This window comes from Pseudomonas nitroreducens (genome assembly GCF_010994165.1).
GTDB classification, from domain to species: Bacteria; Pseudomonadota; Gammaproteobacteria; order Pseudomonadales; family Pseudomonadaceae; genus Pseudomonas; species Pseudomonas nitroreducens.
Map to the genome: position 1 here is coordinate 277,956 of NZ_WMBX01000002.1, position 15,170 is coordinate 293,125.

10 protein-coding genes and 1 pseudogene are annotated in these 15,170 nt (G+C 67.1%); 3 read left to right on the forward strand and 8 right to left on the reverse strand.

What is annotated here, in order from left to right:
- Nucleotides 1-53: 53 nt before the first annotated feature.
- The 8 genes and pseudogenes from GJV37_RS09255 to GJV37_RS09290 all read right to left on the reverse strand — a co-directional run bounded on the left by GJV37_RS09255 (nucleotide 54) and on the right by GJV37_RS09290 (nucleotide 10,611).
- Nucleotides 54-1,319 carry an OprD family porin gene (locus tag GJV37_RS09255; protein WP_193452367.1) on the reverse strand — a complete coding sequence of 422 codons (1,266 nt, stop codon included), beginning with the start codon at nucleotides 1,317-1,319 and terminating at the stop codon, nucleotides 54-56.
- Between the two features lie 263 nt (nucleotides 1,320-1,582).
- A pseudogene (locus GJV37_RS09260) lies at nucleotides 1,583-3,053 on the reverse strand (sigma-54 interaction domain-containing protein).
- A 329-nt stretch (nucleotides 3,054-3,382) separates the two neighbouring features.
- Nucleotides 3,383-4,285 carry a hydroxymethylglutaryl-CoA lyase gene (locus GJV37_RS09265; RefSeq protein ID WP_037018116.1) on the reverse strand — a complete coding sequence of 301 codons (903 nt, stop codon included), beginning with the start codon at nucleotides 4,283-4,285 and terminating at the stop codon, nucleotides 3,383-3,385.
- Between the two features lie 135 nt (nucleotides 4,286-4,420).
- Complete coding sequence (locus tag GJV37_RS09270) at nucleotides 4,421-6,382, reverse strand: acetyl/propionyl/methylcrotonyl-CoA carboxylase subunit alpha (protein ID WP_193452368.1); 1,962 nt, start codon at nucleotides 6,380-6,382, stop codon at nucleotides 4,421-4,423.
- The gene (locus tag GJV37_RS09275) at nucleotides 6,382-7,194 is read right to left on the reverse strand and encodes a gamma-carboxygeranoyl-CoA hydratase (RefSeq protein WP_193452369.1); all 813 of its coding nucleotides are present in this window, start codon (nucleotides 7,192-7,194) and stop codon (nucleotides 6,382-6,384) included. The genes GJV37_RS09270 and GJV37_RS09275 overlap by 1 nt, the downstream gene beginning before the upstream one ends.
- 10 nt (nucleotides 7,195-7,204) lie before the next feature.
- On the reverse strand, nucleotides 7,205-8,812 hold the full coding sequence (locus GJV37_RS09280) for a carboxyl transferase domain-containing protein (RefSeq protein ID WP_193452370.1): 1,608 nt from the start codon (nucleotides 8,810-8,812) through the stop codon (nucleotides 7,205-7,207).
- A gap of 174 nt (nucleotides 8,813-8,986) precedes the next feature.
- Entirely contained in the window at nucleotides 8,987-10,150 is a 1,164-nt protein-coding gene (locus GJV37_RS09285) for an isovaleryl-CoA dehydrogenase (RefSeq protein ID WP_024765596.1), read from the reverse strand.
- Between the two features lie 56 nt (nucleotides 10,151-10,206).
- Nucleotides 10,207-10,611: a MerR family transcriptional regulator gene (locus tag GJV37_RS09290; protein WP_024765595.1), complete on the reverse strand. Its 405-nt coding sequence runs from the start codon at nucleotides 10,609-10,611 to the stop codon at nucleotides 10,207-10,209.
- A gap of 241 nt (nucleotides 10,612-10,852) precedes the next feature.
- Between GJV37_RS09290 and GJV37_RS09295 the strand changes: the two genes are divergently transcribed.
- Genes GJV37_RS09295 through qhpE form a run of 3 tightly spaced genes read left to right on the forward strand, consistent with a single transcriptional unit; the run spans nucleotide 10,853 to nucleotide 15,139 of the window.
- Complete coding sequence (locus tag GJV37_RS09295; protein ID WP_084359756.1) at nucleotides 10,853-12,751, forward strand: sigma-54-dependent Fis family transcriptional regulator; 1,899 nt, start codon at nucleotides 10,853-10,855, stop codon at nucleotides 12,749-12,751.
- Nucleotides 12,751-14,478, forward strand: a complete 1,728-nt coding sequence (locus GJV37_RS09300) for an ABC transporter ATP-binding protein (RefSeq protein ID WP_170859615.1) — start codon at nucleotides 12,751-12,753, stop codon at nucleotides 14,476-14,478. The genes GJV37_RS09295 and GJV37_RS09300 overlap by 1 nt, the downstream gene beginning before the upstream one ends.
- Entirely contained in the window at nucleotides 14,468-15,139 is a 672-nt protein-coding gene (gene qhpE, locus GJV37_RS09305) for a subtilisin-like serine protease QhpE (RefSeq protein ID WP_065084123.1), read from the forward strand. The genes GJV37_RS09300 and qhpE overlap by 11 nt, the downstream gene beginning before the upstream one ends.
- The last annotated feature ends 31 nt before the right edge of the window (nucleotides 15,140-15,170 follow it).

The following is a 15,170-nucleotide window of genomic DNA, read 5'->3' on the forward strand; positions in this document are numbered from 1 at the left end:
CTCCGGGCCGCGCGTCGTTCTTGTTGTAGTGGGACTGCCTGACGCTCAGATGATCACCACAGCGGCAGCACGTAGCTGAGGATCAGGCGGTTTTCGTCGAGGTCGTTGCCGAAGTGGCTGGAACGAACTGTCGCATTGCGCCACTTCACGCCGAAGTTCTTCAGCGGCCCGTTCTGCACCACGTAGCCGATGTCGGTGTCGCGCTCCCACTCCTTGCCTTCGGGCTTGCCGGCGCCCAGTTCGATGTTGTCGCCGGACAGGTAGCGCGTCATGAAGGTCAGACCGGGCACGCCAAGGGCGGCAAAGTCATAGTCGTAGCGCGCCTGCCAGGATTTCTCGTCGCGGTTGGCGAAGTCGCCGATCTGCACGAAGTTGACCAGGAAGGCGTCGGTGCCGCCGATGTAGGCGAAGCCGGTGTCGCCACTCATCTTCTGGTAGCCGGCGCCGAAGCCGTGGCCGCCGAGGGTGTAGGTGAGCATGGCGCCGAAGGCGCGGTTGTCGACGTTGCTGTGGCCGTCGTCGTCGGAGCGGGCGTAGCGCAGGTCGGTCTTCAGTGACTGGCCGGCGGCGATGGGCAGTACGTGCACCAGGTTGACGATGTGCTGGTCGTAGAGCCCGTCGAGCTTGGCGTAGCTGTAGCCGGTGTTGAGTTGCGGCGTCCACTTGTAGCTGAGGCCGGCGAAGTCGAACTGGTCGCTGGTGTCGGTGGCGACGATGCCGCGCGCGCTGCCACTGGTGACTGTCATGTCCTCGCGGTTGGACGAGTCGCGCTGGCTCACCTGGCGCAGGCGGCCGCCGTCGAAGGTCAGGCCGGCGAACTCGGCGGAATTCAGGTGCGCACCTTCGAAGGTCTGTGGCAGCAGGCGCGAATCGTTGGCCAGCACGGTGGGCAGCTTGGGCAGCAGGGTGCCGATCTTCAGCGTGCTCTTCGAGGCGCGCAGCTTGGCGGTCAGGCCCAGTTCGCTGTAGTCGTCCGGCGCGCCGTTGACCTTGTCCTTGTCGCGCGGCAGCAGGCCGGACCCGGCGCGGTCGGGGCTGGAGTCCAGCTTTAGGCCCAGTAGACCGATAGCATCGACGCCCACGCCGATGGTGCCTTCGGTGAAGCCGGATTCGTAGCGCAGCAGGAAGCCCTGCGCCCACTCGTCCTGCTTGGACTGCGCGGCGTTGTCCTGGCGGAAGTCGCGGTTGAAGTAGAAGTTGCGCAACTCGACGCTGGCCTTGCTGTCGGCAAGGAATTCGGCGAAGGCCTGGGGCGAAAGGGCGAGGGTGGAACTGAGGGCGGTGATGACGGCGGCATGAGTGAGCGTGGAGCGGCTCATCGGGTGATCTCCTGGCGCGGCGCCGTATGCGAAGCGGGACTAGCCGTGGTGTCCGCTGGGGTCTGTTCGCGTTCGGGCAGCGTTGATTGTTGTTATGTCGGCTGTGCGGCGCGAAGGCCGCGAGAGGCGACATAGCCAGGACCGTGCCAGGATTGTAACTATTTGATTTATAAGTCTTATTTTGAGATTTTCGTGGATTGGGAGAAGCGGTTTGTCTCTACCTTGAGACAAGGCGACGGATTGAATCGCCTGGGGGCCATCATTCAAGAGTTTGGAGTGTTTGTCTCTTTTTTGAGACTTGTCTCTTTTTCAGGACTGAAGGCCCAGCGCTGCCATTTTCTTGTACAGCGTCGAGCGCCCCAGGCCCAGGCGTTGTGCGGCCGCATCGACGTTGCCGGCATGCTCGGCCAGGGTGTTGGCAATCAGTTCGCGCTCGAAGGCATCCCGTGCTGCGTAGAAGTCCTGCCCCTCGGCCAGACGGGTTCCCGGTGTCGTCGAGGCGGCGGGCAGTGGCTGCAACTCGCCCAGTGCCGAACGCAGCGCGGCGGCGTCGATCTGCGGGCGATCACCCAGCAGCACGGTGCGCTCCAGCAGGTTGCGCAGCTCGCGCACGTTGCCCGGCCAGGAGTGCCGGGCGAGTAGGGCGAGGCCATCGGTGTTCAGTTCATAAAGTGTCTGGCGGTCGTCGCGCAGGCCGTCGAGGATGGCTTCACACAGCGCCGGCAAATCCTCCAGGCGCTCGCGCAGCGGCGGAATCTCGATGGGCAGGACGTTGATGCGGTAGAACAGGTCGGCGCGGAAACGTCCCTCGCGCACGGCCGCAGCGAGGTCGATGGAGGTGGCGGCGATCAGGCGGATGTCGCTGCGCAGGACTTCGTTCGAGCCGACCGGTTCGAACTCCTTCTCCTGTAGCACCCGTAGCAGTTTGCTCTGCAAGGTCAGCGGCATGTCACCAATCTCGTCGAGGAACAGCGTGCCGCCCTGGGCGATCTGCAGCTTGCCGGCGCGGCCCTTGCGGTCGGCGCCGGTGAAGGCGCCCGGCGCGGTACCGAAGAACTCGGCTTCCAGCAGGGACTCGGGAATGGCGGCGGCGTTGAGGCTGACGAAGGGTTTGTCGGCGCGTGGCGAGGTCGCGTGGATGGCGTGGGCCAGCAGTTCCTTGCCGGTGCCGGTCTCGCCCAGCAACAGGATCGGTGCCTCGCTGGCGGCACCCCGGCGGGCGCGGCGCTTCACTTCCAGGCTGGCCGGGCTGGTGCCGATGAAGTGGCCGAAGCTGTACTTCGCCTGCCGCGCCTGCAGCAGCGAACGGGTCGAGGCCAGCTCGGCCTGCATGCGCTGGTAGCGGGTGAGCAGGGGCGACAGCGCACGCAGTTCGTCGAACAGGGCGAAGCCGATGCCTCCGATGACCTCGCCCGCATCGTCGCGGATCGGCACGCGCATGACCACCAGCGGGTCCTTGGCCATGTCGAGGATGTCCAGCAGCATCGGCCGGCCGCTGCTGACCACTTCGCGCATCAGGCTGCCGGGGATCACCTGTTCTACCGGGCGGCCGACGGCCTGCTCGGCACTGTCCAGGCCGAAGCGCTGCGCATAGCGCTGGTTGATCCAGACGATCCGCGCCTCGCGGTCGACGATCACCGTGCCCTCGCTGAACTGCTCGAAGATCTCGAACAGCGAGCGGATCGCCAGTTGGCGGACGCTGGGGTAGTCCTTGAGGCTGTGGGTGTCGGTCATGGTCAGGCCGTGCGCGGGGAGGGCAGAGGGCGCACTGTACCGGGATGCGAAGATCAGGTCAGCCGGTAGGGCGAATAACGCCACAGGCGTTATCCGCCGATGGCTCGGCGCTGGATGAAGCGCGCTGCTTCAGGCGCCCTACGTTCTGGGAGTGTGCCGGCGAGCAGCCCCGTGAATCGGCGTCACCGGCTCCCCCTCACCGCAGCCCTCTCCCCGAGGAGAGGGGGCAGTCCGTGCCGGCTGACACATTGGTGTCAGCCGGCGCCGAACGGTTCCCTCTCCCTTTGGGAGAGGGTTAGGGTGAGGGGCTCTTGTAGGATCGGTCGACGTCAGCGCTTGGACAGTTGCGCCTTGGCCACCCGCGAGCCGTTGGGCTTGTCCAGCACCGCGCAGATGCGTTGGCCGGCGTCGATCAGCTGGTCCAGGTCGACGCCGGTGTGGATGCCCAGGCCGCCCAGCAGGTAGAGCACGTCCTCGGTGGCGACGTTGCCGGTGGCGCCCTTGGCGTAGGGGCAGCCGCCCAGGCCGGCGACCGAGCTGTCGAACACCGCAATGCCTTCCAGGAGGCTGGCGTAGATGTTCGCCGTCGCCTGGCCATAGGTGTCGTGGAAGTGCCCGGCCAGTTGCGCGCGCGGCACGCGTTGGCCGACGACGTCGAACATGTGCCGGGTGGCGCCGGCGGTGCCGACGCCGATGGTGTCGCCCAGGGAGACTTCGTAGCAGCCCATGGCGTGCAGTTCCGCCGCGACGGCGGCGACCTGCTCTGCGTCCACTTCTCCCTGATAGGGGCAGCCGAGCACGCACGAGACATAGCCGCGCACGCGCACGCCGTGCTGGCGTGCCGCTTCCATCACCGGCACGAAGCGCTCCAGGCTCTCCTTGATCGAGCAGTTGATGTTCTTCTGCGAGAAGGCCTCGGAGGCGGCGGCGAATACCGCGACTTCCTTCACCTGGGACTCCAGCGCGGCTTCGAAGCCCTTCAGGTTCGGCGCCAGGGCGGCGTAGGTGACGCCGGCCTTCTGCCGGATGCCGGCGAAGACTTCGGCCGAGCCGGCCATCTGCGGCACCCACTTGGGCGACACGAAACTGCCGACTTCGATGTAGCCCAGGCCGGCGGCGGTGAGGTCATCGACCAGGCGCACCTTGTCGGCGACGGCGATGGGTTGCTTCTCGTTCTGCAGGCCGTCGCGCGGGCCGACTTCGACCAGGCGGACGGATGTTGGCAGTGTCATGAAATGTCCTCGTTGGGTTTGGGCGAAGGGCGCAGGAGCTTTCGGCCAAGTAGGGCGCATAAAGCGGAACGCGTTATCCGCCGTTGCCTGGCGGCGGATAACGCTGGAGCGTTATGCGCCCTACCAGAGCCAGTGTCAGGCCGGCGCTTCTTCCAGTTCGACCAGCGCGGTGCCTTCGGACACCAGTTCGCCCTCGCTGCAATACAGCGATTTCACCACGCCGGCGTGCGGCGCGCGAATGCTGTGTTCCATCTTCATCGCTTCGAGCACCACCAGTGCGGCGCCGGCTTCGACGCTCTGCCCCGGTTCGACCAGGATGCGCACGATGCTGCCGTTCATCGGCGCGCCCAGGCCGCCCTGGTGCGAATGCGCGGCTTCGGCCTCGGCGATGGCGTCGAAACGCTGCACGTTGACCAGTTCACCGTTCCACTCCAGGTAGAGGCTGTCGCCACGGCGGATCACCTGATGGCGGCGGCGAATCTCGCCGTCCTTCACATCCAGCCACTGACCCTCGAGCTGGGCGATGCGCTGCCCGTCGGCATGGCGCAGGCGCACCACGTGCGACTCACCCTTGGCCAGCAGGTGCAGGTCGGTCTCGCCCGGCAGGCCGCTGCGCCAGCCGCTCTGGGCGGACCAGGGCGAATGGGCGTCATCGCCGCGCACGCGGGCGGCTTCGCTTTGCACCCAGGCTTCGCCAGCCAGCTGCCAGAAGCGCTCGGGCAGGGCGGTCGGAGCGGGCAGCAGGGTGTCCTGGTAACGGGCGATGAAGCCGGTGTCCAGCTCGCCGTCGGCGAAGGCCGGATGGGCCAGCACGCGGCGCAGGAAGGCCAGGTTGGTCTTGAAGCCGCCAACGGCGGTTTCGGCGAGCATCGACAGCAGGCGCTGGCGCGCTTCCTCGCGGTTCTCGCCCCAGGCGATCAGCTTGGCCAGCATCGGGTCGTAGAACGGCGAGATGTCGTCGCCCTCGCGAATGCCGCTGTCGGTGCGGCGGCCGGGGCCGGCGGTGGGTTCGCGGTACAGCGCGAGGTGGCCGCTGGCAGGCAGGAAGCCGCCTTCGGGGTCTTCGGCATACAGGCGCACTTCGATGGCGTGGCCGTTCAGCGGCACCTGTTCCTGGGTGATCGGCAGCGGCTCGCCACGGGCGACGCGGATCTGCCAGGCGACCAGGTCGAGGCCGGTGATGGCTTCGGTGACCGGATGTTCCACCTGCAGGCGGGTGTTCATTTCCATGAAGAAGAACTGCCCGCTGCCTTCGTCGTAGAGGAACTCCACGGTGCCGGCGCCGACGTAGCCGATGGCCTGGGCCGCGCGCACAGCGGACTCGCCCATGGCGGCGCGCAGTTCGGCGGAGAGGCCCGGAGCCGGCGCTTCCTCGACGACTTTCTGGTGGCGGCGCTGGATCGAGCAGTCGCGCTCGTTGAGGTACAGGCAGTGGCCATGCTGGTCGGCGAACACCTGGATTTCCACGTGGCGCGGCTTGGTCAGGTACTTCTCCACCAGCATGCGCGAGTCGCCGAAGCCGGACTGCGCTTCACGCTGGGCGGATTCCAGCGCCTCGGCCAGTTCGGCCTCGCGCTCGACCACCTTCATGCCTTTGCCACCGCCACCGGCGGCGGCCTTGAGCAGCACCGGGTAGCCGATGCGCTGCGCTTCGCGCTGGAAGGTGGCGTAGTCCTGCGCTTCGCCGTGGTAGCCGGGCACCAGCGGCACGCCGGCGGTTTCCATCAGCGCCTTGGCGGCGGACTTGCTGCCCATGGCGTCGATGGCGCTGGCCGGCGGGCCGAGGAAGATCAGCCCGGCCTCTTCGCAGGCGCGGGCGAAGCCGGCGTTCTCCGAGAGGAAGCCGTAGCCGGGGTGGATGGCCTGGGCGCCGGCAGCTTTCGCGGCGGCCAGCACAGCGTCGGCGCGCAGGTAGCTTTCAGCGGGTTTGGCGCCGCCCAGGTCGATGGCGATGTCCGCCTCCTCGACGTGGCGGGCGTTGCGGTCAGTGGCGCTGTGCACGGCCACGGTAGTCAGGCCCAGGGCCTTGGCGGTGCGCATCACGCGGCAGGCGATCTCGCCGCGGTTGGCCACCAGCAGGGTATCGATCTTCTTCATCAGACTTGCTCCTGCCAGGCCGGTTTGCGTTTTTCCAGGAAGGCGTGCAGGCCTTCCTGCCCCTCGGGGCTGATGCGGATGCGGGCGATGGCGGCTTCGGTGTAGCGGCGGCGTTCGGGGGTGAGCTCGCCGGCGCCGATTTCGTGGAACAGCGCCTTGCAGGCCACCAGGGCCGCCGGACTGTTGTTCAGCAGGTTGGCGGTCCAGGCCTCGGCCTCGTCGTCCAGTTCGGCCGCCGGATAGGTTTCGTCCACCAGGCCCAACTCTCGCGCGCGGATGCCGCTGAAGCGCTCGGCGGTCATTGCGTAGCGGGTGGCGGCGCGCTGGCCGATGGCCTTGGTGACGAAGGGGCCGATGGTGGCCGGGATCAGGCCGATGCGCACTTCGGACAGGCAGAACTGCGCGTCCTCGGCGGCCAGCACCATGTCGCAGCAGGCGGCCAGTCCGACACCGCCGCCAAACGCCGCGCCCTGGACGATGGCGAGGGTCGGCTTCTTCAGTTGGTGCAGGTTGTAGAGCAACTCCGCGAGTTGCTGGGCGTCGTTCAGGTTGCCCTGGTAGTCCAGCTTCACGGACTCCTGCATCCACGCCAGGTCCGCACCGCCGCAGAAGTGGCGGCCACGGCCGCGCAGCACGACGAGGCGTACGCGGTCGTCGTTGGCCACGGTGTCCAGTGCCTGGATCAGCTCGGCGATGGTCTGTGCGTTGAAGGCGTTGTTCTTCTCCGGGCGGTTCAGCCACAGGCTGGCGACGCCGCGCGGGTCGATATCGAGCTCGATGCTCTCAAAAGAGAAAGTCTGATAATCGGTCATGGCAGCGGCCTTACATGCGGAAGACGCCGAAGCGGGTCGCTTCGATGGGTGCGTTGAGCGAGGCGGAGAGGGCGAGGCCGAGCACGTCGCGGGTCTGCGCCGGGTCGATCACGCCGTCGTCCCACAGGCGGGCGCTGGAATAGTAGGGATGGCCCTGGCGCTCGTACTGCTCGAGGATCGGTGCCTTGATCTTTGCCTCGTCTTCGGCGGACAGCGCGTTGCCGGCGCGTTCGGCCTGCTCGCGCTTGACCTGGGCCAGCACGCCGGCAGCCTGTTCGCCGCCCATCACGCCGATCCGCGCGTTGGGCCACATCCACAGGAAGCGCGGGTCGTAGGCGCGGCCGCACATGCCGTAGTTACCGGCGCCGAAGCTGCCGCCGATGATCACGGTGAACTTCGGCACCTGGGCGCAGGCCACCGCGGTGACCAGCTTGGCGCCGTGCTTGGCGATGCCGCCGGCCTCGTACTTCTGGCCGACCATGAAGCCGGTGATGTTCTGCAGGAACACCAGCGGGATGCCGCGCTGGCAGGCCAGTTCGATGAAGTGCGCGCCTTTCTGCGCGGCCTCGGCGAAGAGGATGCCGTTGTTGGCGAGAATCGCCACCGGGTAGCCGTGCAGGTGGGCGAAGCCGCACACCAGGGTGGTGCCGAACAGCGCCTTGAACTCGTCGAATTCGCTGCCGTCGACCAGGCGGGCGATGATCTCGCGCACGTCGAAGGGCTGCTTGCTGTCCACCGGGATCACGCCGTACAGCTCGTCGGCGGCGTACAGCGGCGCGCGCGGGGCGAGGGTGTTGAGCTGGCCCTGCTTGGTCCAGTTGAGGTTGGCGATGCAGCGGCGGGCGATGGCCAGCGCGTGTTCGTCGTCCTCGGCGTAGTGGTCGGCGACGCCGGAGGTCTTGCAGTGCACGTCGGCGCCGCCCAGGTCCTCGGCGCTCACCACTTCACCGGTGGCGGCCTTCACCAGCGGCGGGCCGGCGAGGAAGATGGTGGCCTGGTTGCGCACCATGATGGTCTCGTCGCTCATCGCCGGCACGTAGGCGCCGCCGGCGGTGCAGGAGCCCATCACCACGGCGATCTGCGGGATGCCCTGGGCGCTCATGTTGGCCTGGTTGAAGAAGATGCGGCCGAAGTGTTCGCGGTCGGGGAACACCTCGTCCTGGCGCGGCAGGTTGGCGCCGCCCGAGTCCACCAGGTAGATGCACGGCAGGCGGTTCTGCTGGGCGATGGTCTGGGCGCGCAGGTGCTTCTTCACGGTCAGCGGGTAGTAGCTGCCACCTTTTACCGTGGCGTCGTTGCCGACGATCATGCACTCCACGCCTTCCACGCGGCCGATGCCGGCGACCACGCCGGCGGCGGCGACGTCTTCGCCGTACACCTCATGGGCGGCGAGGGCGGAGACTTCGAGGAAAGGGGAGCCTGAGTCGAGCAGGCGGTTGATGCGCTCGCGCACCAGCAGCTTGCCGCGCGCAGTGTGCTTGGCCTGGGCGGCGGCGCCGCCGCCTTCATGGACGCGGCCGAGGACGGCGCGCAGGTCCTGGACGTTCTCCAGCATGGTCGCGGCGTTGGCGGCGAAGTCGGGGGAACGCGGGTTGATCTGGGTGTGCAGGATGGCCATGGGGGCTCCATCAGGTTGAGCTCGGTGCGGGGGCTTTTCTCTCACCCCGACCCTGGCTGCGCGCCCCGCTCCTGAGGGAGAGGGGGCGCAATCGGAACGCTGAAGGTTCAGCCGGCACCGCTCAGTTCCCTAACCCTCCGGGAGAGGGTTAGGGTGAGGGTGCTCTCAGGCTGCTCAGCGGGTCTCGTTGAACAGCTCGCGGCCGATCAGCATGCGGCGGATTTCGCTGGTGCCGGCGCCGATCTCGTAGAGCTTGGCGTCGCGCAGCAGGCGGCCGGTGGGGAACTCGTTGATGTAGCCGTTGCCGCCAAGTATCTGGATGGCGTCCAGGGCCATTTGCGTGGCGCGCTCGGCGGTGTAGAGGATCACCCCGGCGGCGTCCTTGCGGGTGGTTTCGCCACGGTCGCAGGCCTGCGCCACGGCATAGAGATAGGCGCGGCTGGCGTTGAGCTGGGTGTACATGTCGGCGACCTTGCCCTGGATCAGCTGGAACTCGCCGATGCTCTGGCCGAACTGCTTGCGGTCGTGGATGTAGGGAACGATCACGTCCATGCACGCCTGCATGATGCCGATCGGGCCGCCGGCGAGGACGACGCGCTCGTAGTCCAGGCCGCTCATCAGCACCTTCACGCCGCCGTTGACCGCGCCCAGCACGTTCTCTTCCGGCACTTCCACATCATCGAAGAACAGCTCGCAGGTGTTCGAGCCGCGCATGCCCAGCTTGTCGAATTTGCTGCCACGGCTGAAGCCCTTCCAGTCGCGCTCGACAATGAACGCGGTGATGCCGTGGGCGCCTTTTTCCGGTTCGGTCTTGGCGTAGATCACATAGGTGTTGGCATCCGGGCCATTGGTGATCCAGGTCTTGCTGCCGTTCAAGACGAAGCGGTCGCCGCGCTTCTCGGCGCGCAGCTTCATCGATACCACGTCGGAGCCGGCGTTGGGCTCGCTCATGGCCAGGGCGCCGATGTGCTCGCCGCTGATCAGCTTGGGCAGGTACTTGGCCTTTTGTTCGGCGTTGCCGTTGCGCTTGATCTGGTTGACGCACAGGTTGGAATGCGCCCCGTAGGACAGGCCGACCGACGCCGAGCCACGGCTGATTTCCTCGATGGCGATGACGTGGGCCAGGTAACCCATGTTGGCGCCGCCGTATTCCTCCGCCACGGTGATGCCGAGCAGGCCCATGTCGCCGAACTTCTTCCACATGTCCATGGGGAACAGGTTGTCGGCGTCGATCTGTGCGGCGCGCGGGGCCAGTTCGCTGGCGACGAAGCCCTGCACCTGCTCGCGCAGCATGTCGATGGTTTCGCCGAGGCCGAAGTTGAGGGAGGGGTAGCTCATGGAATCACCTGTACTTGTATTTATATGCGGATGAGAGAGCGGGCAGGGCGGCGAGGTCAGCTCGTGGCGCGCTGCTTGCGGGGTTTGTCGGTCTCGGCCATGGCCGCCAGGCAGCGCTCCTCGGCCGTGTCCAGTTCCAGTTTCATCTGCTCGATGTCGAGCAACTGTTGCTCAAGCTGCGCGCGGCGCGCGGTGATCTTGTCGAGGAAGGTCTGCAGCTGCCTGGTGTTGCCGCTGCTGGGGTCGTAGAGGTCGATCAGCTCCTTGCACTCGGCCAGCGAGAAGCCGATGCGCTTGCCGCGCAGGATCAGCTTCAGGGCTACCAGGTCCTTGGCGCTGTAGATGCGCTCCTGGCCACGGCGCTCGGGGCTGAGCATGCCTTGCTCCTCGTAGAAGCGGATGGCGCGGGTGGTGACGTCCAGTTCGCGGGCCAGCTCGGAGATGGTGTAGGTCGTGGGCATGGGAATCTTCTTGCTCGGTCGTTTACCTTTACGTTAACGTAAACCTGCCTTGGGTCACTGTCAACACACCTCGCAGGTGGCGTAGGAAAGGTGGATGGCGCGGGAATTGCCTCGTGGTCGCCTCTAACCTTTCCCACCAGGGGCTTCCCCTTTACGGACGCCGCCGGCGGGTGTACACAGCCCTGACCAGCCTGCGAGTTCCGTGCCCTGAAAGAGGGCGCGGAACCTACCGGAGCGATGCATGACGACAAGAACAATAAGCAGCAACCTGTTGCGCGAAGCCCACCTTGCCCGTGAACACCTGCAGCAGGAGGGCGAAGTGCCCAGCGGCGTGCTCCGCGAGGAAATCGACGCCTCCTGGCGACGCAGCCTCGGCCACGGCCTGGACTGCGCCAGCGGCACCGAGCACGGCCTCGACACGCGGGTGAAGCCCGACGTGCTGCTGGCCGGCAATCGCCTACTGCTCGACGCCGCCACGCCCGAGCTCGACTACCTGCAGCAGCGCCAGGGCCACGACGGCGTGATCATCCTGGCCAACGCCGACGCCACCATCCTGTCCGTCGAAGGCGCGCGCGAGCGCATGCAGAGCAAGGGCCTGGCCGATATCGTCCAGGGCGCCTGCTGGAGTGAAGCTTCCCGCGGCACCAACGCCCTGGGCACCGCGCTGGTGGAAAAGCGCGCCACGCAGATCGACTGCGGCGAACACTTCCTCGACCGCCTGAGCCGCTTCTCCTGCACCTCGGTGCCCATCGAGGGGCCGCAAGGCACGTTGCTCGGTGTGCTCGACATGACCCGCGAAGGGCCGCTTTCCGGTCCGCGGGAAAGCCTCTCGCTGCTCAGCCTCGCGGTGTTCCAGATCGAGGCGCGGCTGTTCGCCGTCAGCCATCCGGGACAGGTGGTGATCGCCTTCCATTACCGCCGCCAGTACCTCGATTCCGCCTGGCAGGGCCTGCTGGCGCTGGGGCTGGACGGCAAGGTGCTGGCCGTCAGCGGCCAGGCCTGCCAGTTGCTCGGCGCCAACCGCGAAGCCCTCGTCGGCCGGCGCAGTGAAGATTTCCTCGGCGTGCGCGGTGAGCAGCTCATCGCGCGGCTATACCAGGGCGGCGTGGGCAGCCTGCAGACGCCCAAGGGCGAGCTGTTCTACAAGACCCTGCAAGCGCCGCTGCGCAGCCATGCGGTGCCGGTCAGTACGCGTGCACCGCGCCCGGCGGCCGGTCCCGAACTCGAAGCTCTGGCCGGCAATCACCCCCGCTACGCCCGTGCCCTGCGCATGGCGCGCCAGGGGTTGGTGAACGAACTGCCCGTGCTGCTGCTGGGCGAAACCGGCAGCGGCAAGGAAGTGGTGGCCCGTGCCCTGCACCAGGCCAGCGCGCGCAGCGACAAGCCCTTCGTCGCGGTGAACTGCGCGGCGATTCCCGAGGGCCTGATCGAGTCCGAACTCTTTGGCTACCGCGACGGCGCCTTTACCGGCTCTCGGCGCGGCGGCATGGTCGGACGGCTGCAGCAGGCCCACGGCGGCACGCTGTTCCTCGATGAAATCGGCGATATGCCCCTGGCCCTGCAGGCGCGGCTGTTGCGCGTACTGCAGGAGCGCAAGGTGGCGCCGCTGGGCGCCGGCGAAGAGCAGGACATCGACGTCGCGCTGATCTGCGCCACCCACCGCGACCTCAAGCGCCTGGTGGAAGAGAAACACTTCCGCGAGGACCTCTACTACCGCGTCAACGGCATCAGCGTGAAGCTGCCGGCGCTGCGCGAACGCGACGACCTCGCCGAGCTCGCCAGAGGTCTACTGGCACGCCTGGGCGCACCCAAGGTGAAACTTTCAGCCGAACTGCTCGGCCTGCTGCGCGAATACCATTGGCCGGGCAACATCCGCCAGCTGGAGATGGTCCTGCGCACCGCGCTGGCCATGCGCGAGGAGGGCGAGGAGGAACTTGGCCTCGACCATCTGCCCGACAGCACTCTCGACGAACTCGCCGCCGGCGAGCGGCCGCAGAGCGGCAGCATCCGCGAGAACGAACTGGAGTTGATCCGCCAGGCGCTGGAGCGCCACCAGGGCAACGTTTCCGCCGCTGCCGATGCGCTGGGCATCAGCCGCGCCACGCTGTACCGAAAGCTCAAACAACTCAAGGTGGGCTGATGTTCTTCACCCGCCTGATCGAGAGCGACGATCCGCAGGCGCTCAAGGCTTCGCTGCGTTGGCTGTACGGCTTCGTGAGGCCGCACAAGGCGGCCATCGCCGGCCTGCTCGGGTTGTCGTTCTGCGCATCCCTGCTGGTGCTGGCGCAGCCCTGGCTGACCAAGATGCTGATCGACGACGGCTTGCTGGCGAAGAACTTCCCGGTGCTGGTGACGGTGGCGGTGGCGATGATCATCGTCGGCCTGGCGGGTACGGCGTTGTCCGGCCTTAACCGCTACCTGCACACGCGGCTGTCCGGGCGCATCCTGTTCGCCTTGCGCGATGCGTTGTACCGCCACCTGCAGACGCTTTCGCCGAGCTTCTTCGGCCGCCGTCGCATCGGCGACCTGATGTCCCGGCTGGATGGCGATGTCGCGGAAATCCAGCGCTTCGCCGTGGACTCGCTGTTCTCCGCCGTTTCCAGCGTGATCGGCCTGGTTGGCGCGCTGGTGCTGTTGCTGACCCTGTCGTGGAAACTGTCGCTGCTGGTGGCGCTGCTGATTCCGCTGGACGTGCTCTGGCTGCGCTGGATGCGGCGCAAGGTCGAGCGCGAGGCGCGCGGTTTGCGCGAGCGTTCGGCGGACCTTTCGTCGTTCTTCGTCGAGACCCTGCCGGCAATGAAGTTCATCCAGTCCGCCGGCCAGCAGAACCGCGAAGCCGGGCGCCTGGAAGGCCTGGGGCAGGGCTATCTGGGCCAGCTGCTGCGCCTGCAACTCACCGAGTTCTTCACCCAGGCCGTGCCGGGCACGCTGATGTCGCTGTCCCGCGCCTGCGCCTTCCTGGTCGGTGGCTACTGGGTGGTGCAGGGCACCTGGCAACTGGGTTCGCTGATCGCCTTTTCCACGTACCTGGGCATGGCCATCGGGCCGGTGCAGAGCCTGCTCGGCCTGTATGTCGCGTTGCAGCGCATGACGGTCAGCCTTGGCCGGGTGATGGAACTGCGCGGCGAGGAGGCCAGCATCGTTTCACCGGTCACTCCACGGGCCATGCCTGCGATTGGCGAGCTGCGCCTGGAGAACCTGAGCTACGCCTGGCCGGGCCGTGCGCAAGCCGTTTTGCTGGACGTACAGGCGGTGATTCCTGCCGGCCTCAAGGTCGCGCTGAGCGGCCCGTCCGGCGTTGGCAAGAGCACCCTGATCGACCTGCTGCAGCGCTTCTACGACCCCGACCAAGGCAGCATCCTGCTGGACGGCGTGGACCTGCGCGAACTCGACCTGCAAGCCCTGCGCCGGCGCGTGGCGGTGGTCAGTCAGGACATCGTGCTGTTCCGCGGCAGCCTCGCCGACAACCTGGCCTACAGCGCACCCGAGTCGAGCCGCGAGGCCATCGAGAAGGCCGCTCGCGCCGCGCAGCTGGACAGCCTGATCGCCAGCCTGCCCGAGGGGCTCGACAGCCCGCTGGGCGAGCGCGGCCAGCAACTGTCCGGTGGGCAGAAGCAACGCATCGCCATTGCCCGCGCGCTGCTGCAGGACCCGCTGATCCTGGTGCTGGACGAGGCCACTTCGCAGGTGGACGAGAGCACCGAACGCGAGGTGATCGCGGCCATCGACCAGTTGTTTGCCGGGCGTACGCGATTGCTGATCAGCCACCGTACTTCGACGTTGGCCGCCGCCGACCTGTACCTGGAATTGCAGGACGGGCAGATGCGCGTGCGCGCAGCGCAGCCGGTGCAGCGACATGAGGCCTGAGCTGCGGGTCGGGGTGGTCGATAGCGGTTTTGCCGAGTCGCAGTCAGCGAGTGTCAGCGCTGCGCGCCGTTTCTTCCTCACCGACACCGGCCATGCTGGAAGCGAACCCCAGGTGGATGCCCTTGGCCACGGAAGCGCTGTCTGCGAGGCCATTCTTTCCCGTACGCCGGATGCTCGCCTGTCTGTTGCACAGGTCTTCGATGAACGCGGCGTGACCAGCCCGCTGCAGATTGCCGCTGCGCTGCACTGGCTCGGCGAGCAGGGCGTGCGGGTGATCAACCTGAGCCTGGGCGTGCGCCAGGATCGGCCGATCCTGCGTGATGCCGTGGCGGAACTGGTCGAAGCCGGCCTGATCGTTTGCGCGTCCAGCCCGGCGCGGGGGGAAGCGGTGTTTCCGGCAGGTTATCCGGGTGTGATTCGCGTGACGGGTGATGCGCGCTGCGGTGAAGGCGAGTGGTCCTGGCTGGATAGTCCGCAGGCGGATTTTGGCGCGGCGGTGAAGGTTGGCGGGCGTTCCGGGGCGAGCCTGGGGTGTGCGGCTTTTTGCGGGCATCTGGCGGCATTGCTGGTGGAACGACCGGAGCTTTCCAATGTGCAGCTCATTGAGCTGATGCGGGAGCGGGCAGCTTTTCGGGGGATCGAGCGGAAGGTGAGTTTGTGAGTCATGGTCGAGTTTTTTCCCCTCACCCCAA

Excerpts from the sequence above, each read along its gene's own strand:
- GJV37_RS09285 (WP_024765596.1), bottom strand. The coding sequence starts at position 10,150 with ATGAGCTACCCCTCCCTCAACTTCGGCCTCGGCGAAACCATCGACATG.
- GJV37_RS09270 (WP_193452368.1), bottom strand. The coding sequence starts at position 6,382 with ATGAAGAAGATCGATACCCTGCTGGTGGCCAACCGCGGCGAGATCGCC.
- GJV37_RS09280 (WP_193452370.1), bottom strand. The coding sequence starts at position 8,812 with ATGGCCATCCTGCACACCCAGATCAACCCGCGTTCCCCCGACTTCGCC.
- GJV37_RS09295 (WP_084359756.1), top strand. The coding sequence starts at position 10,853 with ATGACGACAAGAACAATAAGCAGCAACCTGTTGCGCGAAGCCCACCTT.
- GJV37_RS09290 (WP_024765595.1), bottom strand. The coding sequence starts at position 10,611 with ATGCCCACGACCTACACCATCTCCGAGCTGGCCCGCGAACTGGACGTC.
- GJV37_RS09275 (WP_193452369.1), bottom strand. The coding sequence starts at position 7,194 with ATGACCGATTATCAGACTTTCTCTTTTGAGAGCATCGAGCTCGATATC.
- GJV37_RS09300 (WP_170859615.1), top strand. The coding sequence starts at position 12,751 with ATGTTCTTCACCCGCCTGATCGAGAGCGACGATCCGCAGGCGCTCAAG.
- GJV37_RS09265 (WP_037018116.1), bottom strand. The coding sequence starts at position 4,285 with ATGACACTGCCAACATCCGTCCGCCTGGTCGAAGTCGGCCCGCGCGAC.
- GJV37_RS09255 (WP_193452367.1), bottom strand. The coding sequence starts at position 1,319 with ATGAGCCGCTCCACGCTCACTCATGCCGCCGTCATCACCGCCCTCAGT.
- qhpE (WP_065084123.1), top strand. The coding sequence starts at position 14,468 with ATGAGGCCTGAGCTGCGGGTCGGGGTGGTCGATAGCGGTTTTGCCGAG.